The 20,235-nt window shown below is 61.2% G+C and carries 17 protein-coding genes; 3 read left to right on the plus strand and 14 right to left on the minus strand.

The window, feature by feature from the left end:
- Window positions 1–56: 56 nt before the first annotated feature.
- Window positions 57–2,375, plus strand: a complete 2,319-nt coding sequence (locus K9B32_RS22275) for a PAS domain-containing sensor histidine kinase (protein WP_224566075.1) — start codon at window positions 57–59, stop codon at window positions 2,373–2,375.
- Here the strand turns inward: K9B32_RS22275 and K9B32_RS22280 are convergent.
- The 4 genes from K9B32_RS22280 to K9B32_RS22295 all read right to left on the minus strand — a co-directional run bounded on the left by K9B32_RS22280 (window position 2,372) and on the right by K9B32_RS22295 (window position 9,261).
- Window positions 2,372–5,329 (minus strand): bifunctional [glutamine synthetase] adenylyltransferase/[glutamine synthetase]-adenylyl-L-tyrosine phosphorylase, encoded by a 2,958-nt coding sequence (locus tag K9B32_RS22280; protein WP_224566077.1) that lies wholly within the window; start codon window positions 5,327–5,329, stop codon window positions 2,372–2,374. The genes K9B32_RS22275 and K9B32_RS22280 overlap by 4 nt on opposite strands.
- Before the next feature lie 137 nt (window positions 5,330–5,466).
- The gene (locus K9B32_RS22285; protein ID WP_224566079.1) at window positions 5,467–6,870 is read right to left on the minus strand and encodes a sensor histidine kinase; all 1,404 of its coding nucleotides are present in this window, start codon (window positions 6,868–6,870) and stop codon (window positions 5,467–5,469) included.
- Window positions 6,867–7,544, minus strand: a complete 678-nt coding sequence (locus K9B32_RS22290) for a response regulator transcription factor (RefSeq protein ID WP_016553316.1) — start codon at window positions 7,542–7,544, stop codon at window positions 6,867–6,869. The genes K9B32_RS22285 and K9B32_RS22290 overlap by 4 nt, the downstream gene beginning before the upstream one ends.
- A gap of 145 nt (window positions 7,545–7,689) precedes the next feature.
- Window positions 7,690–9,261, minus strand: a complete 1,572-nt coding sequence (locus tag K9B32_RS22295) for a Do family serine endopeptidase (RefSeq protein ID WP_224566081.1) — start codon at window positions 9,259–9,261, stop codon at window positions 7,690–7,692.
- Window positions 9,262–9,481: 220 nt separating this feature from the next.
- On the opposite strand from K9B32_RS22295, the gene K9B32_RS22300 reads away from it, so the two are divergent.
- Window positions 9,482–10,660 (plus strand): MFS transporter, encoded by a 1,179-nt coding sequence (locus K9B32_RS22300; protein ID WP_224566083.1) that lies wholly within the window; start codon window positions 9,482–9,484, stop codon window positions 10,658–10,660.
- 1 nt (window position 10,661) lies between these two features.
- Here the strand turns inward: K9B32_RS22300 and K9B32_RS22305 are convergent, their stop codons facing one another.
- The 10 genes from K9B32_RS22305 to K9B32_RS22350 form a co-directional block, all read right to left on the minus strand.
- On the minus strand, window positions 10,662–11,117 hold the full coding sequence (locus tag K9B32_RS22305; RefSeq protein WP_224566085.1) for a cytochrome c-type biogenesis protein CcmH: 456 nt from the start codon (window positions 11,115–11,117) through the stop codon (window positions 10,662–10,664).
- Window positions 11,114–13,102 carry a heme lyase CcmF/NrfE family subunit gene (locus K9B32_RS22310; RefSeq protein WP_224566087.1) on the minus strand — a complete coding sequence of 663 codons (1,989 nt, stop codon included), beginning with the start codon at window positions 13,100–13,102 and terminating at the stop codon, window positions 11,114–11,116. The genes K9B32_RS22305 and K9B32_RS22310 overlap by 4 nt, the downstream gene beginning before the upstream one ends.
- Window positions 13,099–13,551 (minus strand): cytochrome c maturation protein CcmE, encoded by a 453-nt coding sequence (gene ccmE, locus K9B32_RS22315; RefSeq protein ID WP_224566089.1) that lies wholly within the window; start codon window positions 13,549–13,551, stop codon window positions 13,099–13,101. Before ccmE ends, K9B32_RS22310 begins: the two co-directional genes overlap by 4 nt.
- On the minus strand, window positions 13,548–14,681 hold the full coding sequence (gene ccmI, locus K9B32_RS22320) for a c-type cytochrome biogenesis protein CcmI (RefSeq protein ID WP_224566091.1): 1,134 nt from the start codon (window positions 14,679–14,681) through the stop codon (window positions 13,548–13,550). The genes ccmE and ccmI overlap by 4 nt, the downstream gene beginning before the upstream one ends.
- 128 nt (window positions 14,682–14,809) lie before the next feature.
- A complete protein-coding gene (locus K9B32_RS22325; RefSeq protein ID WP_224566093.1) occupies window positions 14,810–15,235 on the minus strand; it encodes a hypothetical protein in 426 nt (141 codons plus the stop codon).
- Between the two features lie 116 nt (window positions 15,236–15,351).
- Window positions 15,352–16,755, minus strand: coding sequence for a sensor histidine kinase (locus tag K9B32_RS22330; RefSeq protein ID WP_224566095.1), 1,404 nt, complete (start codon window positions 16,753–16,755; stop codon window positions 15,352–15,354).
- On the minus strand, window positions 16,745–17,416 hold the full coding sequence (locus tag K9B32_RS22335; protein ID WP_018860060.1) for a response regulator transcription factor: 672 nt from the start codon (window positions 17,414–17,416) through the stop codon (window positions 16,745–16,747). The genes K9B32_RS22330 and K9B32_RS22335 overlap by 11 nt, the downstream gene beginning before the upstream one ends.
- A 53-nt stretch (window positions 17,417–17,469) precedes the next feature.
- Window positions 17,470–17,718 (minus strand): hypothetical protein, encoded by a 249-nt coding sequence (locus K9B32_RS22340; RefSeq protein WP_007801209.1) that lies wholly within the window; start codon window positions 17,716–17,718, stop codon window positions 17,470–17,472.
- Between the two features lie 169 nt (window positions 17,719–17,887).
- Window positions 17,888–18,127 carry a hypothetical protein gene (locus K9B32_RS22345; RefSeq protein ID WP_224566096.1) on the minus strand — a complete coding sequence of 80 codons (240 nt, stop codon included), beginning with the start codon at window positions 18,125–18,127 and terminating at the stop codon, window positions 17,888–17,890.
- The gene (locus tag K9B32_RS22350) at window positions 18,128–18,772 is read right to left on the minus strand and encodes an HAD family hydrolase (protein WP_224566098.1); all 645 of its coding nucleotides are present in this window, start codon (window positions 18,770–18,772) and stop codon (window positions 18,128–18,130) included. It lies immediately after the preceding gene.
- Between the two features lie 240 nt (window positions 18,773–19,012).
- Here K9B32_RS22350 and K9B32_RS22355 point away from each other — a divergent pair, with 240 nt between their 5' ends.
- Window positions 19,013–20,227 carry an MFS transporter gene (locus K9B32_RS22355; RefSeq protein WP_224566100.1) on the plus strand — a complete coding sequence of 405 codons (1,215 nt, stop codon included), beginning with the start codon at window positions 19,013–19,015 and terminating at the stop codon, window positions 20,225–20,227.
- Window positions 20,228–20,235: the final 8 nt, after the last annotated feature.

Here is a 20,235-nt window from a genome sequence, read left to right on the forward strand (position 1 = left end):
GAGTTAGGTTCGGGCGAGCGGCGCTGCGAATCACACGAGGGATCAAGGCTGAAGAGATGATGAACGTGCGGCGGGCAACCGCAGCCGACGGACGGCTGCGTGTCGACTTCGACGGCCTCCTGGCCTGGCGTGATAGCTTTTCAGCCAAGCGCTCAAGTGTTTCCTTGTCGTCCTCGCGCAACCTGTCCCAGGTCGAAATCGTCCTGAAGCGAATTATCCCGATCCTGATCGTGGCCTTCCTTGCGGTTGTGGCTGCGTCACATTTTTTCGGAATGGTCTCCGAGTACAGTCGAACCGAGGCTGCGGCCCGTCACTCCACCGCGCTCGCCGCCGCAACCGCTGCTGCGGCCTTCGCCGATGCCGACCAAATATTCGAGGCCGCCGACGCGGTGCAGGCGCAGGCTCGGCTGGCGCGCTTTCTGCCGCAGGATCGCCTGGACGACGGCGCCTTCGTGCTGCTGGTACAGCCTGGCGGCAAGGTGTTTGCAGCTACGGCGGCCGGCTCAGCCTATCTTGGCGCCAGCGTCGGTGATTTCTTCTCGGAGATCTCGGCAATCCGCCGTTTCGGCGATCGCGCTGGCGTCATCGAGACGACGATCAGCGACCGTCCGTACTACGCCGAGATTACTCTGATCGGCGGCTCCGGGGGGTATGTCGTCGCCGCGACATCGCTGGAGCGGATCGGCAAGCTCTGGCGGGACGAAGTCACGCTAAACGTGACACTCTTCGCAGGCATCTCCTCGATCCTGCTCGTCATCCTCTACGCCTACTACATGCAGGTGAAGCGCGCCCGCGATGCCGACGATATCTTTGTGGAATCGAACCTCCGCGTCGAAACGGCGCTGTCGCGCGGCCGCTGCGGGCTTTGGGATTTCGATTTCGACAGGCGCGAATTTTACTGGTCGCGCTCGATGTACGAGATGCTTGGCCTTCCCGGTTCAGACCGGATGATGTGCTTCAGCGATGCGGCCCGCCTGATGCATCCGGATGACGGCGGTGTTTACGAAATCGCCCGGTCGATTGCCCGCGGCGATGCCGGCCAGGTCGACCAGATCTTCCGCATGCGGCATGCCGGCGGCCATTATGTCTGGATGCGGGCCCGCGCTCAGGTGATCCGCACCAATTCCGGCCGCGTTCACATGATCGGCATTGCGATGGACGTGACCGAGCAGCATCGCCTAGCCCAGCGCTACGCCGAGGCGGACCAGCGACTGGCGGACGCCATTGAATGCACATCTGAAGCTTTCGTGCTCTGGGACAAGAACGACCGTCTGGTCATGTGCAACGCGCACTTCCAGCAGGCGTATCGACTTCCCGACAGCGTTCTCGTCCCCGGGACCGAGCGCACAGTTGTCAACGCCGCGGCGGCGCGCCCGGTGATCGAACGCCGGATCGCCGACGCTGATGGCTCCGGCTACTCCCGCACCACCGAGGTGCAGCTTGCCGACGAGCGCTGGCTGCAGATCAATGAGCGCCGTACGCGCGACGGCGGCATGGTTTCGGTTGGCACTGATATCACCTTGCTGAAACGCAACCAGGAGCGTCTGCGTGACTCCGAACGCCGGCTCATGGCGACCATCGGTGACCTCTCCGCTTCCCGTCAGACTCTGGAAAGCCAGAAGGCTGCACTCTCTGTCGCCAACTCCAACTATCTCGTCGAGAAGGAGCGCGCGGAAGGCGCCAACCGGGCAAAGAGCGAGTTCCTGGCGAACATGTCCCACGAGCTTCGCACGCCACTCAACGCAATCCTCGGCTTTTCGGAAATCCTGCAGGATCAGATGTTTGGCCCGCTCGGCTCGTCGAAGTACAATGAATACGCGCGCGACATCCACGATAGCGGCAAGCACCTCCTGAACGTCATCAGCGACATTCTCGACATGTCGAAGATTGAAGCCGGCCACATGAAGCTCGAGTGCGAGACGATCGATCTTGCGCCGCTGATCGAAGAAAGCCTTCGTTTCACCGCGATCCCGGCCGCACAGAAGAATATCTTCGTCGAGCAGCGCATTTGCGATGGGATGCGGCTGACCGCCGATCGCCGCGCAATGAAGCAGATCCTGCTCAACCTGCTTTCCAATGCCGTGAAGTTTACCAACGAAGGCGGCCGCATCGCCGTTCGCACGCGTCGCACCAACAGCGGCGTCATGCTGACGATTGCAGACACCGGCATCGGCATCCCCCGCGCGGCGCTCGGCAAAATCGGCCAGCCCTTCGAGCAGGTCCAAAACCAGTACGCGAAAAGCAAAGGGGGCTCTGGGCTCGGCCTCGCCATCTCGCGTTCTTTGACGACCCTTCACGGGGGCAAAATGAAAATCCGCTCGCGCGAGGCGATCGGTACGGTCATTTCACTGCACATCCCGAACAACGGCCACTAGGCTTTCACTACCGTCTGAAAAATCTTCCTGACGGCTTTCGAAAGATGTTTGATCTCTCCTTCGAGCGTCCTGATATCCGGGCAGTCGCCCGCACGGAAAACGAGATCCGTGAGGCCCGCCGGAGCCTCCTTGGGATCGTACACGCCGTCGATGCACAGGCGGATCAGCTGCGAAATATCCGTGTAGAGCGACAGCGCCGCCAGGCAGAGTTCCATGTCGTTGCGGTCCATCAGCTCCACTCCGAGAAGCTTCACCTGCCCAGCCGTGTTGAAGTCATCCCCCTCAACGACGATGCCTTTCGTCGAGGCAACGAGCCGCAGATACTGCGCGATGAATTCGATGTCGATCAGTCCGCCCGGAATAAGCTTCAGGTCCCATATACTGGCGGGCGGCTTTTCCTGCTCGATCAAGGCGCGCATCTCGGAAACGTCCTTGGCGATCTTCTCTGCATCAGTCTTCAAAAAGAGCACGTCGGCAATGATCCGCTCGGCCTCGCTGATCAGCTCTCTGTCACCGCACACGAGGCGGGCACGCGTCAGCGCCATGTGTTCCCAAGTCCAGGCCTCATCACGCTGATATTTCTCGAAGGACTTGATGCGGGTGGCGACCGGCCCTTTGTTTCCGGACGGCCTGAGGCGCATGTCGACCTCATAAAGCACGCCCTCCGCCGTCGGCGCCGAGAGCGCCGAGATCAGCCGCTGCGTGACACGGGTGAAGTAGCGCGTCGCGTCGAGTGGCTTGGGGCCTGAGGATTCGGCGCCTTCATCGTCGTAGTCGTAGAGCAAGATGATATCGATATCGGAGCCGGCGGTGAGTTCGAAGCTCCCGAGCTTGCCCATGCCGACGACAGCCACCCGGCCACCCGGAAAATCGCCATGCGCCGTCCTGATCTCCTTCATTACGGCATCGAGCGCGGCTTCGAGGACGAGATCGGCCAAATGCGTGAAGGCGCGGCCGGCCATGGCCCCCCGGATCGCGCCGGTCAGCAACCGGATGCCGATGAGGAAGCGCTGTTCGTCTGCGAAGATGCGCAGTCGATCCAGCACCTCCTCATAGTAGCGTGCCGGCGCGAGAAAGCTGCAGATGCGCTCGGCGAGATAGGCGCGCGTCGGCAATTCCGCCATCAGCCCGGGATCGAGCATGCCGTCGAAGACATGCGGTTTGGCCGCGATGACCTCCGCCAGCTTGGGCGCCGAGGACATGATGTTGACTATGAGCGACAGAAGTGCCGGGTTGCTTCCGAGGAGCGAAAACAGCTGAATGCCGGCGGGCAGGCCTGACAGAAAGTTGTCGAAACGCAGGATCGCCTCATCCGCGCGTTTGCTCTCCCCGAACACGCGCAGTAGTTCCGGTGTCAGTTCGGTCAAGCGCTCGCGCGCCTCCACCGACTGCGTCGCCTTGTAGCGACCGTAGTGCCACGTACGGATAACGCGTGAGATATCGGAGGGCCGTTCGAAGCCCAGCTTGCGCAAGGTGTTCAACGTATCGGGATCATCGCCCTGCCCGGTAAAAACCAGATTGCCTGTTTCCGTCGAAAGCTTGGTCTCCTGTTCGAAAAGGCGGGCGTAGCGCCGCTCGACGGTTTTGAAGACCTCGACCAGGCGCGCGGCAAAACTCGCCGTATCGTCGAACCCCATCATGAAGGCGATGCGCTTCAAATCGGTTTCGGTCTCGGGCAGAAGATGCGTTTGCTCGTCGTGCGCCATCTGAATTCGATGCTCGACGTCGCGAAGGAACCAATAGGCCTCGGTCAGCTCGTCCCGCGTTTCCTCGTCAATCCATTTCGCCTTTGTCAACTCCGCCAACGTTGCTTCGGTGCCGCGGCAACGAAGTGCCGGCATCCGGCCGCCGGCGATCAATTGCTGTGTCTGCGCGAAGAACTCGATCTCGCGGATGCCGCCGCGGCCGAGCTTTACATTGTGTCCCTTGACCGCGATCGCGCCATGTCCCTTGTGGGCATGGATCTGCCGCTTGATGGAATGGATATCGGCGATGGCCGCATAGTCGAGATACTTGCGAAACACAAACGGAACGAGCCCGCGCAGGAACTGCTCGCCAGCCTCAATATCGCCAGCGACAGCACGCGCCTTGATGAAGGCGGCACGCTCCCAGTTCTGCCCCCTACCCTCATAATAGATCATGGCCGCGTCAACGGGGATGGCAAGAGGCGTTGATCCCGGATCGGGCCGCAGCCGCAAGTCGGTGCGGAAGACGTATCCATCCGCCGTCCGCTCCTGCATGATCCGTACAAGCCGTCGCATCAGCCGCGGGAAGGTATCGATCGCGTCGTCGGGATCCGCGACGATTCCCGCCTGTTCGTCGAAGAAGACCACCAGATCGATATCGGATGAGTAGTTGAGTTCGGAAGCCCCGAGCTTGCCCATCCCGAGAATGATCAAGCCAGACCCCTCGCTTGGAGCGGCAACGTCCTTCAGAGTGATCTTGCGGCCGCCATGAGCGGCCAGAAGGAGGTGATCGATCGCCGCAGCAACAGAGGCTTCCGCGAGCCGGGTGAGCCAGGCAGTCGTCGCACGACCATCGAATACCCGGGCCAGATCGGCCAGAGCGACAAGGAAGGCGACCTTGCGCTTGACGATGCGCAGGCGGCTCATGACTTCGGCCTCGGTCGGCAGATCGCCGTTTCCTCCGGGCCTCCAGCAAGCCCTTGCTTCCGCGATCAGCGCCTCAATCCGAGGCTCCAGCGGCTCCGAGATCGCAACCGCGAGGATTGCGGTATCGATGTTCGCAATCTCACGCAGGTAGGGAGACAAGGTCAGCGCAGCCGTGATGAAGTCGCGAAGGTTGCTTTCCGCCGTCAGCATCTCGGCCACTGCAGGCTCGCTCTTACCGATCTTCTGGAGATCCGCCTGTGCAAGTTTCAGCTCGCTCTTGTTCAGCGGCTTCAGCAACCTGTCGGCTACTTCAGCAAGGCTATGCCTCGAACTCGTCAGCATGCACCCTCCCTGGCGAACAGAACCGAGAACCGCCGGGGAGAATCATAGCAACTTCCGGCAATTACGATCTAAGGTAGGGTCTGCGGCGGCGATGGCCAACACCGAATTCGATCCGCCGCCGCCGCGCTCCTGCAACGCTACTTCACCGGAAAGATCATGCTGACGGCAAGACCTCGCTTTTCCTGGTTTTGCGGATCGGTATCGGACAGCTCCAGCTTCCCACCGTGCAATTCCATGACCGCCTCGACCAATGAGAGGCCAAGGCCGGTGCCGGGCTTGGAGCGGCTTTCATCCAGTCGCACGAAGCGCTTCAGCACATCTGCTCGCTTCTCGGCTGGGATACCGGGCCCACGGTCAGCAATGGAGAGGCAAATGCCATCAGCGCGGCGGAGCAGCTTCAGCGCAATATCGCCGTAGCCCTCCGCATCCGAGGAATACTTGATAGCATTGTCGATGAGATTGAAAATCGCTTGGCCGATCAGCTCGCGATTGCCCTGCACTTCGATATCAGGCTCGATCGACGACGTAAGCGCCAAGCCGGCTTCGTCGGCGACGGGCTCATAGAGTTCGGCACTGTCCGCCACGATGGCCGAGAGATCGACAGGCGACATTTCAGCGGCAACAGAGCCCGCCTCAACGCGCGAAATCATTAGTAGGGCGTTGAATGTGCGGATCAACTGATCGGACTCGGAGATGATTCCTTCGAGGGCGATGCGCCGCATCTCGCCGTCAGTGGTATCCAGGGCGTCGGCAGCCTTGTTGCGCAGCCGCGTCAGCGGCGTCTTCAGGTCATGCGCAATATTGTCGGAGACCTGCCGCAAACCCTCGTTCAGCTTCTCTATCCGTCCGAGCATCGTATTGAGCGAGATAGAGAGGCGATCGAACTCGTCGCCAGAGCCCCCAACCGGAAGACGCTGCGAGAGATCACCTGCCATGATCTTCTTGCTGGCATCGGACATGCGGTCAATGCGCTTCAGGGCGTTCCGACCGATGCCGAACCAGATGATGATGGCCCCGAGCCCCATGATCGCGAGAGCAATCATCAGCGCCTGCCGGACCAGCCCGCGAAATGCCTCGGGCTCGCCCAGGTCGCGGCCGATCAGCAGGCGCAACCCGTTGTCCAGCACGAAAATGTTAGCGACCGCCATGTGCCGGCGGCTGAGGCCGCTATCCGCATAACGCTGATACATGAAGGGCAAGGAAGTCCACCCCTCTTCATCGAGCACACCGGGCTGCACGGACGCGACGTTCCCGGCGAGAATATCGCCTGAAGGACCTGCAATAATATAGAGATTGGCGCCCGGCTGGCGCGCGCGGCGTTCCATCGTGCGCAGAAGAAGATTCATGCCGCCGGTATCGTACGCTCGCTGGACCTGATCCACTTCCTGCTGCACGGCTTCGCGGATCTGGTTGGTCAGAAGCCGCTCGGACATTGCCGTCACATAGAAGACCAGCGTCGCGGCGCAGATGGCAAAGAGCAGGATGTAAAGTGCCGAAAGGCGGACTGCCGTGGACTTGAAGAGAAACCAGAAACGGTTCATCCCTCGTCCTTGATCATATACCCCGCGCCGCGAATGGTCTTGAGAAGCGGCTGGCTGAAGTCCTTCTCGATCTTGGACCGCAACCGCGAAACATGCACGTCGATAACGTTGGTCTGTGGATCGAAATGGTAGTCCCAGACATTCTCGAGAAGCATCGTCCGGGTCACAACCTGGCCGGCGTTCTTCATCAAATATTCGAGGAGGCGGAATTCGCGCGGTTGCAGCGGTATTTCCTTGCCGCCGCGGCGAACCTCATGCGCGAGCCGATCGAGTTCCAAGTCGCCGACACGATAAACAACGTCCTGGTCCGGCGTGCCTTTACGGCGACCGAGCACCTCGACACGGGCGAGAAGCTCACTGAATGCATAGGGTTTCGGCAGATAGTCGTCGCCACCTGCCCTGAGACCGGTAACACGATCGTCCACCTGACCGAGAGCGGAGAGAATGAGAACAGGCGTGTGAATTCCCTTGCGGCGCAATTCGCTGATAACGGACAGGCCGTCGCGGCGCGGCAGCATGCGATCGATGACGATCACGTCGTAGGTGTTTTCCGAGCCCATGAAGAGCCCGCTTTCGCCGTCGCTTGCATGGTCGGCCACAATGCCGGCCTCACGAAACGCCTTGGTAAGGTAGACCGCTGCTTCCAGATCGTCTTCGATGATGAGAATCTTCATGCGGCCGACATTACCCGCCGGTTGCGTTTCGGCAAGGCTCAAAGCTTCTTCCTGTTGCACAGAGGTCATTGCAATCACCCTACGATATTGGCGAAAGGAAGCCGCGCCCAGTAGGCGCGGCTCCCACTCTGTCAGGGTCGGAGGATTAACCCTGGCCGTTTATCGGAAGGGCGACGAAGCGGCTGCCGTCCTTCGACTGGATCTGGAAAAGTGCCCGGGTGCGGCCATCCTTCTTCGCCTGGTTCAGGACCTTGACGACATCGTCGGCGCTCGAGACTTCCTGGTTGTTGACCGAGGTGATCTTCTCGCCTTCCTTGATGCCCTTGTCGGCGGCGTCGGAGTCCGGATCGATGCCGGTGATCTGCAGGCCCTTGCCATCGTCAGAAGGACCAACCGTCAAGCCGAGATCAGCGAGTGCCTTTTCCGAAGCAGGAGCCTGGCTTTCCGGTGCCTGATCGCCGTCGTCAGCGGAAGCATCCTTCTGTTCAGCCGGCAGCGTTCCGAGTTCGACCGTCAGGGACTGAGCCTTGCCGGAGCGCCAGACAGAAAGCTCGACCTTCTTGCCGGGTGTCATGGCGCCGATACGGCGGCTCAGATCGCGGGCATCCTTGACCGTCTCGCCGTTGACGGCGGTAACGACATCGCCAGCCTTCATGCCCGCCTTCTCACCCGGCGTGCCTGCCTGAGCGGAGACTACAAGGGCGCCGCTTGCCTCGGAAAGGCCGAGCGAGTCGGCAATGTCCTTGGTCACGGGCTGGATCTGAACACCCAGGTAGCCGCGGGACACCTGACCGTCCTTCATGAGGTCGGCAACAACATCCTTGGCCGTAGACGCCGGGATGGCAAACGCAATACCTACACTGCCACCGGACGGAGAGAAGATCGCGGTGTTGATGCCGACGACTTCGCCATTGAGATTGAAGGTCGGGCCACCGGAGTTACCGCGGTTCACCGCAGCGTCGACCTGCAAGTAATCATCATACGGACCAGAACCGATGTCGCGGCCACGGGCCGAGACGATACCGGCTGTTACCGTACCGCCGAGACCGAACGGATTGCCGACCGCGACAACCCAGTCGCCGACGCGAACATTGTTGTCATCTGCCCAGTTGACGTAGGAGAACTTGCGGCCCTTGGCGTCAACCTTCAGAACGGCGAGGTCGGTACGCGGATCCTTGCCGATCAACTTGGCGTCGAGTTCGGTGCCATCGTTCATCACTGCAACGAATGCTGCGCCATCGGAAACGACGTGGTTGTTGGTGACGATGTAGCCGTCCTCAGAAATGAAGAAGCCGGAGCCCTGGGCAACCGGACGCAGACGGCCCTTGCCATCCTGCGGGCCATGATGCCCTTGAGGACCGCGGCGGCCCTGCTGGCCCTGCGGACCTTGCTCACCGAACTGGCGGAAGAAGGGCTTCAGGGCATCCGGAAGATCGTCGAAGCCGCGACCATTGAAGTCGAACGTGAAGCCGTTCGCATCATCGTCGGACACCGGTTTGACGCGGTTTTCTACACGCACGGAAACGACTGCCGGCGAGACGGCGTCGACGACGTTCGCGAAGCTCGGAACGGACGGAGCCTGAACCTTTACGGCTTCGGCATAGGAACGGGTGATTTCGAGGGGAATACCGGTCGCAAGCACCGCAGCGGCAAGACCGGCGACGGTCGAAGCCTTCAGCGCGGTAGTGAGCGACGGAGCTTTGATATTCTTGAACATGAGTGGCACCTTCTTTGACTTCAACATCTACAGGATCAGGATGACCGGATCGGTTGATGAAGGAAGATATAGGACGGCACACCTTACTGCGAACTGTCCGTGCGATGAAAAATTCGTAATGTGCAATACGAGCGCATTTCGATCCCGTGCGGCAGTCTCTCTCGACGAAAGCGTCGGGAGTCGATAAGCCTCCTCCCTACAACCGGAGGAGGACGAAACCATGGCCCATGTGGTCACGGGAGAGGATTTTGCGCCCGATACCGCTGCGCTCGCTGCCGTCATCTTCGGCGTCACCGCCTTCGCGGTGGCACAGGGACTGACCTACCCGCTGATTTCTCTCGTCCTCGAGCATCGCAATGTTTCGCCGAGCCTCATCGGCTTCAACGCCGGTTGCTTTGCGGCAGGTCTGGCTGTGGCGACGTTCGCGGTGACGTGGCTGTCGCGAAAGATGCGTGGCGATCGGCTGATCGTTGCGGGTCTGATCGGCTGTGCCGCCAGCCTCTCCACCTTCGCGACCTTCGACATCTTCTGGGTCTGGTGCATCGCCCGGTTTTTTCTCGGCTTCTTCGTCAGTTTGATTTTCATGTTGAGCGAGGCCTGGCTCAACACGGCCTGCCCTGACCGCCTGCGCGGGCGCGTCTCCGGCCTCTATGGGGCCGGCATGTGCGGCGGCTTTGCCGCGGGTCCGCTGGTCATTCCGATCTTCGGCACGGAGCAAGGCTTTGCCTTCGCTCTGCTTGCCGTCTACGTCGCCTGCGTCGCCTTTCTGACGATTATCCTCACCAGGCGAGCACGGACGCTTCCCGAACAGGCCGCATCAGGCGCCCTTTTCAAGTTTGTCAAAAGCGCGCCGATGCTGATCTGCATGGTGGTCGCATTTGCATTCGCCGATATTGCCGCCATCTCAGCCATGCCGGTCTATTTCGTCCGGCTCGGCTATTCCGAGGCGTTCGCCGCCGTCAGCGTTACGATGCTCGCATTGCCAACCGCGCTTGCCCAACCGGTGGTCGGCTGGCTTCTCGACAAGACCTCGCGGCTCGGCGTCGCGATCTGCTCTGGCCTGCTGGCGGGACTGAGTTTCATCGCAATCCCGTTTCTTCAGTCGCAGGCAGCGATTCTGGTGATGTTCGGCATCATGGGAGCAGCGAGTTTTTCGCTCTACACCTGCGCCCTGACAATTCTCGGCGAGCGCTACGCGGGAGACACGCTTGTCGCGGGAAGTGCAGCCTTCGCCCTTGCCTATGCGGTCGGCAGCGCTGTGGGCTCATCCTCGGTGGGCGCGGTAATGGATGTGTACTCGCCATCGGCAGGACCGTTGGCTGCCGGCTGGGTCGTGCTGGCATTTACCGCAGTGCTCGTCGCGTCAGTGGCGCGTAACCGCCTGCGCGGACGACCTTAGGTCATTCATCCAGCAATTGGTTCAAGCGGGCCTGCTCTTCGGCGGTCAACTTGGAGCCCGTCGGTCTGCCCGCCCGCTTTCGCGCGAAGACGACCAGCGAGATGCCACCTGCAACAACCAGCAGGATCGGCGCGCCCCAAAGCAGGATCGTCTTCATTTCAAACCGTGGCTTCAAGAGCACGAACTCACCGTATCGCGAGACGATGTAGTTCATGACTTGCTCGTCGGTGTCGCCGTCAGTCAGCCGCTCGCGCACCAGAAGGCGCAAATCCTTGGCAAGCTCGGCATTGGAATCGTCGATGGACTGGTTCTGACAGACCATGCAGCGTAGTTCCGCCGAAATCGCACGGGCCCGCGCCTCGAGCTTCGGATCAGCAAGAACCTCGTCCGGATTGACGGCAAAAGCAGGCGCCGACGACAGAACCACGGCCAACACGAGGAGGAAATGCCGGATCATTCCGCCGGCTCCATGGCCGGACGCGCCGGCTTTGCTTTCCGGCTCGGGGCCCCGACCCGCAGGCGCCGGTCGCTCAGCGAGACGAACCCTCCGATCGCCATGATCACTGCGCCACCCCAAATGCAGAGGATGAAAGGCTTCCACCAGATGCGCACCACCATGCCGCCGTCGTTCGTCACATCCCCCAGTGACATATAGAGCTGGCTAAGGCCGAAGGTCAGAATGCCAGCCTCCGTCGTCGGCATCTGGCGCGCCGTGTAGATCCGCTTGGACGACCATACATCCGCGACTTCCACGCCACCGCGACCGATGCTGAAGTGGCCGCGCTCCTCACTGTAATTCGGCCCGTTTGCCGGCCTTATGCCGTCAAAGCGCACGGAATAGGCTCCGGCCTCTACGGTCTGGCCGGGTTTCATTTCGACCACATGCTCGGTTTCAAAAGTGGTCACCACAACGATGCCGAGGACGGCCACGCCAAGCCCGGCATGGGCGAGCGCCGTGCCGAAAGCCGAGCGCGGCAGACCGGCAAGGCGCCTCCAGGCGACTGAAGCTGCAACCTTGCCCACGCCCGCGCGATACCAAAGATCGGTAATCGCGCCGAAAATCAGGAAAAAAGCGGCAGCCAGCCCGAGCACGGCAAGCACCGGCCCCCCATGCTCGACATAAAAGAACGCGACCGCCGCGACAAAGGCCAGGATCGCGAGCAGATAGAGCCGCTGAAGAACAGCAAGCAAGTCACCGCGCTTCCAGGCAAGCAGAGGACCGAAGGGCACGATGACCAGCAGCGGCGCCATCAACAGTCCGAAGGTCAGGTTGAAGAAGGGGGGCCCGACCGAGATCTTGTCGCCCGTCAGCGTCTCCAATAGCAGCGGATAGAGCGTGCCGGTCAGCACCGTTCCGCAAGCCACCGTGAGAATGAGGTTGTTGAGGACGAGCGCCCCTTCGCGCGAAATCGGGGCGAACAAGCCCCCGGCCGAAAGCCGCGGCGCGCGGAACGCGAAGAGCGACAGTGCCCCGCCAATGAAAACCAGCAAAATGCACAGGATGAAGACACCGCGCGAGGGATCGCTGGCAAAGGCATGCACCGAGGTCAAAACACCCGATCGTACAAGGAAAGTGCCCATCAGCGACAGCGAGAACGTCAGGATGGCCAGCAGAACCGTCCAGATTTTTAACGCCTCGCGCTTTTCCATGACGAGAGCCGAGTGCAACAGCGCGGTCCCGGCAAGCCACGGCATGAACGATGCGTTCTCGACCGGATCCCAGAACCACCAGCCGCCCCAGCCGAGCTCATAATAAGCCCAATAGGAGCCCATGGCGATGCCGAGCGTCAGGAAGGTCCAGGCAGCCAGCGTCCACGGCCGCACCCAGCGCGCCCAGGCCGCATCGATGCGCCCTTCGAGAAGGGCCGCGACGGCAAAGGAGAAGCAGACGGAGAAGCCGACGTAGCCAAGGTAAAGAAGTGGCGGGTGGATCGCGAGCCCGACGTCCTGCAGGACCGGATTCAGGTCCTTTCCCTCTGCCGGAGCCGGATCCAGGCGCATGAACGGGTTGGACGTGAGTAGGATGAACAGGATGAAAGCGACCGATATCCAAGCCTGTACCGCAAGCACGTTGGCCCGCAACGTGTCGGGCAAATTGCGGCCGAAGGCTGCCACCAGAGCGCTGAACAGCGCCAGGATCAGCAACCAAAGCATCATCGAACCTTCGTGATTGCCCCACACGCCGGAAAACTTGAAAAGCAGCGGCACCAGCGAGTGCGAGTTCTCCCAGACGTTCGCCACCGAAAAGTCGGAGACGACGTGAGCGTAGGTCAGGACGGCGAACGAGAAGGCCACCAGTGCAAACATCGCCAGGGAGCCGACGGACGCGACGTCCATCATCGCACGGTCGAGACGTCTTGCACCGACTACCGGAACAACGGAGATCACAAGCGCCGTCGCAAGCGCAAGAATGAGAGCGTAGTGGCCGATCTCGATGATCATTGCGCTGCCTCCCCTTCCTTCCAGAGCCCTTGCGCCTTCAGCTTGTCGGCGACTTCCTTCGGCATGTACTTTTCATCATGCTTGGCCAACACGGTGTCGGCGGTAAAGACGTTGCTGCCGGTTTCGAAACGGCCCTCGGTCACCACCCCTTGCCCCTCGCGAAAGAGATCGGGGAGAATGCCGGTATATCGTACCCTCACAAGGTCGCCCGTCGCGTCGGTCACGGCAAACTGCACCGTCGATCCCGCGCCACGCACGATGCTCCCCTCGCCGACAAGACCGCCGAGCCGGATCCGGGTTCCGGGTGGCACCGGATTCTTTGCGATATCCGCCGGCATATAGAAATAGGCCACCGACTGGCTGAAGGCGAACATGACGAGCAACACGGCGGCAATGATGAAACTCATGCCGGCGCCGATGATTGCCAAGCGCTTCTGCTTGCGCGTCATTCCGTCATTCCTTCTGTCGCGATGTCGAGCTCTCGTGCCAGCGCCAGCAGTTGCTTGCCTTGCTCGCTGCTTGCCGGAAACGCTGCCAGTCCGCGCTTCAGAGCTCCAACCGCACGATCCTTGTCCTTCAATACGACATAAGAGCGGACAAGCCGCAACCAGCCTTCAAGATTGTTCGGGTCTTCGGTGAGCTTGGCATCGAGGCTTTCCACCATGCCCTCAATCATTTGTTGCTGGTCGCCAGCGTTCATGTTCTCGGCGGCCGCAACGTCCGCCTGCGTCGGATTGCCCGGCGCGTTGGCAGCGCCGCTTGGCAATGCGCCGCCATTCTTTGCAATATGCTCGGCAACAAGCGCCATCCATGGCGCGTCGGCGGGTGATTGCTTGGCAAGGGCTTCAAAGGCGACCTTTGCCTCTGCAGACCGGCCTGCCTGCTCCATGCCGAGCGCAATATAGAAGCTTGCCTTCGGATTATCGGGCTGCAGCTGAAGCGACTGCTCCAGCACCTTGCGCGCATCTTCGGTGACGACGCCGTTCGAGGTCGCCATCAGCGTCTCGGCAAGCCCGTCCAGCCGCGCCGGGCTTGGCCCGAGCATGCGGATCGCATTCCGGTAGGCATTCTCGGCATCGGCAACGCGCATGGTGTTGAAGTAGATCGGCGCCAGCACGTCCCAGCCCTTGCCGTCATCGGGATTCTGCGCCAGGTGCCGCTCGGCCTTGGCGACCAGGATCGCCATGTCGTTGCCGGGGTTTTGAAGTCGGGCTTCCAGCGGCTGCGACGGCAAATCCGGTCGCCCGACCAGAATGTAAAGACAGAGCCCCACGATCGGCAACATCAGCAGCACAAAGGCTTCGGAGAGACGGTGATGCTTAGAAAGCTTGCGATCGGTGACCGGCGCGGCCGAGGCTGTGATCAGGCGTCTGCCGATTTCGGCCCGCGCATAATCCGCTTCATCGGCTGAGATCAGTCCGCCGGCGAGGTCGCGATTGAGTTCGCGCAGCTGATCGCGATAGACGGCGGCCTCCCCGGCACGCGTGTCATCGACCGCTTTGGCGCCACGCAAAAGCGGATAAAGCAGAATGGCAGCGACGGTGGCCGTCAGAGCGGCCACAAGAATCCAGAAGAGCATAGGCGCCAAATACTCGAAGCGAACATCTATTCCAACAAGCAAAGCCGCAATGACGATTATTTGAGGCGTTTGGCCGCAATATGCAGTAAGCGGCTCATCCTATCGTCTCCTCGATGCAGCGAAACCGGCTAACCCAGCGGCGACCAGCTACCATTGTCGTTTCGGCAGGCAGAGCCGCGCGCCACCGTCTCCTTGCCATCGATGGTCACGCTGTGTGTATACTGACGGCAGTTCTGCGAGCCGACCTGATAGGGCGCAGCCGCGACAACCTTGCCGCTGACGTTACGTCCGCTCCAGACGACAGGCTGCCCGACACCGGCGCCTTCCAAGGCACGATACTCGGCTTCGAGAGCGCGCTGGCGGTCGCTATCGCTGAGTTCCACGCCGCTGCGACCGATGATGCCACCCTGCAACGCCCCAATATAGGTGGCCGAAGCCGGCGGCTTCCGCGAGAAAAGACCGCCGGAGCCACCGCTCTTCGTCGATTGGCACCCGGAAAGCGTCATGGCGACGAGAAGCGAGGAAACAATCATGCCTTGCGAACGTAGCATCATTCAGCCGAACCAGAATCAGATGTCAATCAACGAGCCACACGCGCACCAAGCCGTGTCGGCAATAAGGCAAAGCATGCTATGCAATCGCCTAGGTCTATGTGACATCAAGCAATTGCTCACGCAACATCCTTTGTGATGCCCGGCAAAATAAGCCGAGCCTTTAAACCTTGCCACTCCCCGCGGGACAATTCGAGCCGCCCCTGATACTCGTTGGAAATCTCGGTCACGATGGACAGCCCAAGCCCGGTGCCTGGTTTGCTTTCATCCAGCCGCTTGCCACGCTTCAGCGCTTCGCGGATCTGATCCGGCTCGAGTCCCGGTCCATCGTCCTCGACAACAAGCTCGACCCAGTGGCGACGCCCGCTACCCTCCGCGCCCTTGATGTCTTCGGGCGCCTCCGTGACGGAAACGCGAATCTTGGTCGCCGCGAAACGCGCAGCATTCTCGAGAAGGTTGCCAACGACCTCTTCGAGGTCCTGCTGCTCCATGGCAACCGCGAGATGCGGGGGCGCCACCGTGAGTTCGAACTCCTTGTCGACGTTCAAGCGCCGCATCACCCGCACCAGCCGTTCCAGCGCCGGCTCGGCATCGGTGCGGGCGAGCACGGATTCGCGTTGTGCGGCAATTCGGGCGCGATTCAGATACGACTGCACCTGACCCTGCATCGCCTCTGCCTGGCTGCGCACGAGATCACCGTGAGAGCGTTCCAGGACGCGCGCCTCGTTGAGCAGCACGGCAATCGGCGTCTTCAGGGAGTGGGCGAGATTGCCGACCTGCATGCGTGCCCGCTCCACGATGCGGCGATTGCTGTCGATCAGCGCGTTGACCTCGTTGGCGAGCGGCAGGATTTCGCGCGGGAACGCGCCCTTCAACTGCTCGCTCTCGCCGGCGCGAATGCGTTCAAGCGCGGCGCGCGCCTTGTCGAGCGGCTTGAGGCCATAGAGAATGGCCAGTGCGTTGACGATCAGACTGCCGACACCGAAGCCGGCCAGTGCCAGATAGAGGCTGTGGGAAAAATTGCGAACGTCGTCTTCGACAACATCAACGTTGCCGGTAACGCGGAAGCGCGCAGCACGGCCATCGGTATCCAGAACGACTTCGGTCTCGGCAACGTGGATACGGTTCCCCGAGGCATCGGTTACCTGGTAGTAACGCTCGTAGTTCTTGTCGAAGGGCGCTTCGAGAACCGAGGGAACAGGGATCGAGATCGAGCCAAGTGACGGCGACACCAGGGGCGGAGCCGTGTAGGTGCCGAGCGGCTCGACGAGCCAGTACCAGCCCGTCTTCGGCTGTGCAAAGCGCAGGTCGCCGAGCTGCGGGCTACCGCTGAGTGCCCCCTGATCGCCGATCGTCACTGAATTGACGACGTTATAGAGCTGGGCACGCAATAGGTCCTGAAAACCGCGCTCAGCGCTCTTCCGATACAGCGTCGAGATCAGCAGGCCGATGACCACGAGCGCGACGGTCGACCAGATCGTGGTCAGCAGCAGAACGCGTGCAGTAAGCGATTTAATTCGCATTGTTCGGCGCTTGGATGCGGTAGCCGAGCCCGCGCACCGTTTCGATCAGGTCAACGCCCATCTTCTTGCGAAGGCGCCCGACGAAGACCTCGATCGTGTTGGAATCGCGGTCGAAATCCTGATCGTACATATGTTCGACCAGCTCGGTGCGCGAAACCACTTCGCCCATGTGATGCATGAGATAGGAAAGCAGCCGATATTCATGCGAGGTCAGCTTCAGCGCCACGCCGTTGACCGTGGCCTTCGAGCTCTTGGTATCGAGGCGCACTGGGCCGCAGATGATCTCGGACGAAGAATGCCCCGCCGCCCGGCGGATCAGGGCGCGGATCCGTGCCAGCACTTCCTCGACATGGAAAGGCTTGGTGACATAGTCGTCGGCGCCGGCATCGATGCCGGCGACCTTGTCGCTCCATCGGTCGCGAGCCGTGAGGATCAGCACCGGCATGCCGCGACCTGCGCCGCGCCACTTCTCAAGCACCGTCACGCCGTCCAGCTCCGGCAGGCCGATATCGAGGATGATCGCATCATAGGGCTCGGTGTCGCCGAGGAAGTGCCCCTCCTCGCCGTCAAACGCCTGATCGACGACATAGCCAGCTTCCTTGAGCGTATCGCTGAGCTGCCGGTTCAGGTTAACATCGTCTTCGACTACCAGAATGCGCATCGGTCCGCTTTACTCCGCTTGATCTCTTCGGCGTCTAGATAGGCCGATTCTGCCTACATCGGAACCTTGACGGTTACCTTGCGCGGGCGCTGGCCGTTGCCCTGGACGAGAACGGTAATGATGCAGCTATCGCCCAAAGGCTGGACGGAAAGGAGCTGGCCTCCCGTTTTTTCCACAACCTCACGCGCGGCCTCGCTGCAATCGCCTGCAACGCGCACCGTCAGGGTACGCGGATTATCCGGTGAGGGCGACGTTATCGCCAGCCCGGCGGCTAGCGCTGCGACGCTCAAGGGAGAGGCCATGTGCAATGCTTTCAATGGATACTAACTTGGCCCAGACTATGTACTCAAGCGACCTGAATGGCAAATGAATGCCTTGTAATCCCTGATGCTTAGAACAATTCTGATTTCGCGCCACGCGTGTTCGAAAATGCAGCGCAGCGAACGAGAGTGCCCGCTCGCCGCACCGGCTTCAACCGACGGATTTGATAGCCGCCTTGGCGGCCACTCGCCCATAGACGGCCAGCAGACCGCCAAGCACACCGGCTATATTCACGATCGAGTCCACCAACTGGCTTTTGTCGGCCGCAGCAAGATCGATACCCGCAAAATGCAACATTGACGCGACGACTGATATCAGCCCGCAAAAGAGGAGCTCGAAGGCGCCGTCCTGCACTTCCAAATAGGAGCTTTGCTCCGGTGCGTTGGCCACCTACGGCCACTGCCCGCGCAGACGCGGATGCTGTCGGATGTCCCGCTCACAGGAAAAGGCCCTGCCATCCCATCCGGCCTGCGCCGCCAGCGCTACAATCTCGGGCTGATCGTCGAAAAACAGCGGGCGCTCATCGCCGGAGATCCCTAGCGCGGCGTTGATGGCCTCGAAGAAGCGGACATCCTTTTTGGGATGCCTGATCTCGGCGCTGTAGAAAATGCCGTCGAAAAGCCGGGAAAGGCCAAGGTCGTTCCACAGATATCGTGCCCGGTAATGTTCCTGGCCGGTTGCCAGATACAGCTTTATATCGCCTGCCTGGCGCAGCTCGGACACAAGCCCGATAACCGATGCATTGAGCTTTGAATCTTTCTCAAACCAGTACTGCATGAAGGAGTTCACGCTGCCTGCATAACCGACCTGCGGAAGCACTTCGGCGAGCGCTGCCTTCAAATCGCTTTGTCCAGTCACGCATGCAAACATTCGGCTCTGGGAGCGAGCACCCGGCGTTCCGAAAAAGAGCTGTTGGAACGCGTCGCGATCCACACCCAGATCTTCTTCGATTGTCATATCCCAAGGCTTGCGCAGTTCCGGATTAGCGTGCCATCCATCGATCAGCACACCGTCGACATCGAAGAAGATTTTCACTGTCCGCCTGTCTTGCTGAGTCGCAACCCATGTAACTTACGCCAATAGAGCCAACATGTAATCACAATGGCCGATTGTGCTCGAAGCTGCGACCGGCGATCAAACTCTTGAGCGACAGCTTCGGCCGAGAAGTCAGGCGTCGCCGGCGCCCGTTGGCGTCATCCACTTGTTACTTTCAACCTGTCGGCGAAGCTGCTACGACCTCCCTTGCCCCTGTCCCATTCGCCCCAAAGCCCGTCTATGTCTCGATCCATCCCCCTGCGCTCCGCGCAGACGGTTGCCGTCCTTGCCGTCACACAGCTGATCGGCTGGGGCACCAGCTTCGACATGCTCGGCGTCATGGGCCGCGTCGTCGCGTCCGATCTCGGATTGCCGAACGAGGTGATCTTCGCGGGGCTGAGCATCATGATGATCGTCAGCGCCCTGTCCGGGCCTGCGACCGGTCGTATGCTGAACCGACATGGAGCCGCACGGGTGCTCGCCGTCGCTTCGATCACCTTCACGATCGGCCCGCTGCTGTTAGCTACCGCGCGGGGCATCATTCTCTATGTGCTTGCCTGGATTGCCATCGGCACCGGCGGTGCCTTCGGTCTTTCCGCCCCGGCCTATACCGCTGTCGTCGAGCGCGCCGGACCTGACAGCAAACGGGTGATTGCCATCCTCATGCTGTTCACCGGCCTTTCGAGTGCAATCTTCTGGCCGATCCTCAGCCTGCTCAACGCTAGCGTCGGCTGGCGCATGACGTTTCTGGTCTGCGCGGCGCTGCAGTTTTTCGTCTGCCTGCCACTGCATCTTTTCGCTCTGCCGAAGCCTATAGCCTTTGCTGCGGATGGAGCCACCGCGCAGGAAGCGCCGGTACCGCTCTCCCCCTCGGGACAACGCAAGGCCTTCCTGCTGATTGCTGCGGCTACGACGATCTCGACCTTCGTCACCTTCGGCGTATCGCCATCGCTGCTCGAAATACTCCGGCAGTCCGGCGCCTCGCCGGCGCTGGCATTGCAGCTCGGTTCGGCTCGTGGCGTGATCGGTATTTCCGCCCGCTTCCTGGATATGCTCCTCGGCCGCCGCGGCAATCCGATCCTCAGCGCCGCGATGGGCGTGACCCTGATGGTATCAAGCTTCCTGATGATGCTGGTGATACCGCCTTCGACGCCGCTGCTGATCAGCTTCATCCTGCTCTATGGCTTCGGCTCCGGTGTCATGACCGTCGCTCGCGCACTGCTGCCACTCGCCCTCTTCTCACCGCGCGAATTCGGATTGCAATCTGCCCGCCTGTCGCTGCCGCAAAACCTCGCCAACGCCATCGCGCCCGTCGTCTTCACGGCGATCCTCGATCGCGCCGGCGCCGGAACCGCGATCGCGACATGCGCCGCGCTCGGGGTCGTGTCGCTCGGCTTCGTGCTTATGCTCGCTGCACAGGTCAAGGCGGCAACCAGGCTATGCGCGCAGACTTGAGCGAGATG

The sequence above is a fragment of the Rhizobium sp. 3T7 genome, from assembly GCF_020166565.1.
Taxonomy (GTDB): domain Bacteria; phylum Pseudomonadota; class Alphaproteobacteria; order Rhizobiales; family Rhizobiaceae; genus Rhizobium.

What these genes read in the sequence shown, in the direction of transcription:
- K9B32_RS22275 (WP_224566075.1), top strand. Translation starts at nt 57, where the DNA reads ATGATGAACGTGCGGCGGGCAACCGCAGCCGACGGACGGCTGCGTGTC.
- K9B32_RS22280 (WP_224566077.1), bottom strand. Translation starts at nt 5,329, where the DNA reads ATGCTGACGAGTTCGAGGCATAGCCTTGCTGAAGTAGCCGACAGGTTG.
- K9B32_RS22285 (WP_224566079.1), bottom strand. Translation starts at nt 6,870, where the DNA reads ATGAACCGTTTCTGGTTTCTCTTCAAGTCCACGGCAGTCCGCCTTTCG.
- K9B32_RS22290 (WP_016553316.1), bottom strand. Translation starts at nt 7,544, where the DNA reads ATGAAGATTCTCATCATCGAAGACGATCTGGAAGCAGCGGTCTACCTT.
- K9B32_RS22295 (WP_224566081.1), bottom strand. Translation starts at nt 9,261, where the DNA reads ATGTTCAAGAATATCAAAGCTCCGTCGCTCACTACCGCGCTGAAGGCT.
- K9B32_RS22300 (WP_224566083.1), top strand. Translation starts at nt 9,482, where the DNA reads ATGGCCCATGTGGTCACGGGAGAGGATTTTGCGCCCGATACCGCTGCG.
- K9B32_RS22305 (WP_224566085.1), bottom strand. Translation starts at nt 11,117, where the DNA reads ATGATCCGGCATTTCCTCCTCGTGTTGGCCGTGGTTCTGTCGTCGGCG.
- K9B32_RS22310 (WP_224566087.1), bottom strand. Translation starts at nt 13,102, where the DNA reads ATGATCATCGAGATCGGCCACTACGCTCTCATTCTTGCGCTTGCGACG.
- ccmE (WP_224566089.1), bottom strand. Translation starts at nt 13,551, where the DNA reads ATGACGCGCAAGCAGAAGCGCTTGGCAATCATCGGCGCCGGCATGAGT.
- ccmI (WP_224566091.1), bottom strand. Translation starts at nt 14,681, where the DNA reads ATGCTCTTCTGGATTCTTGTGGCCGCTCTGACGGCCACCGTCGCTGCC.
- K9B32_RS22325 (WP_224566093.1), bottom strand. Translation starts at nt 15,235, where the DNA reads ATGATGCTACGTTCGCAAGGCATGATTGTTTCCTCGCTTCTCGTCGCC.
- K9B32_RS22330 (WP_224566095.1), bottom strand. Translation starts at nt 16,755, where the DNA reads ATGCGAATTAAATCGCTTACTGCACGCGTTCTGCTGCTGACCACGATC.
- K9B32_RS22335 (WP_018860060.1), bottom strand. Translation starts at nt 17,416, where the DNA reads ATGCGCATTCTGGTAGTCGAAGACGATGTTAACCTGAACCGGCAGCTC.
- K9B32_RS22340 (WP_007801209.1), bottom strand. Translation starts at nt 17,718, where the DNA reads ATGGCCTCTCCCTTGAGCGTCGCAGCGCTAGCCGCCGGGCTGGCGATA.
- K9B32_RS22355 (WP_224566100.1), top strand. Translation starts at nt 19,013, where the DNA reads ATGTCTCGATCCATCCCCCTGCGCTCCGCGCAGACGGTTGCCGTCCTT.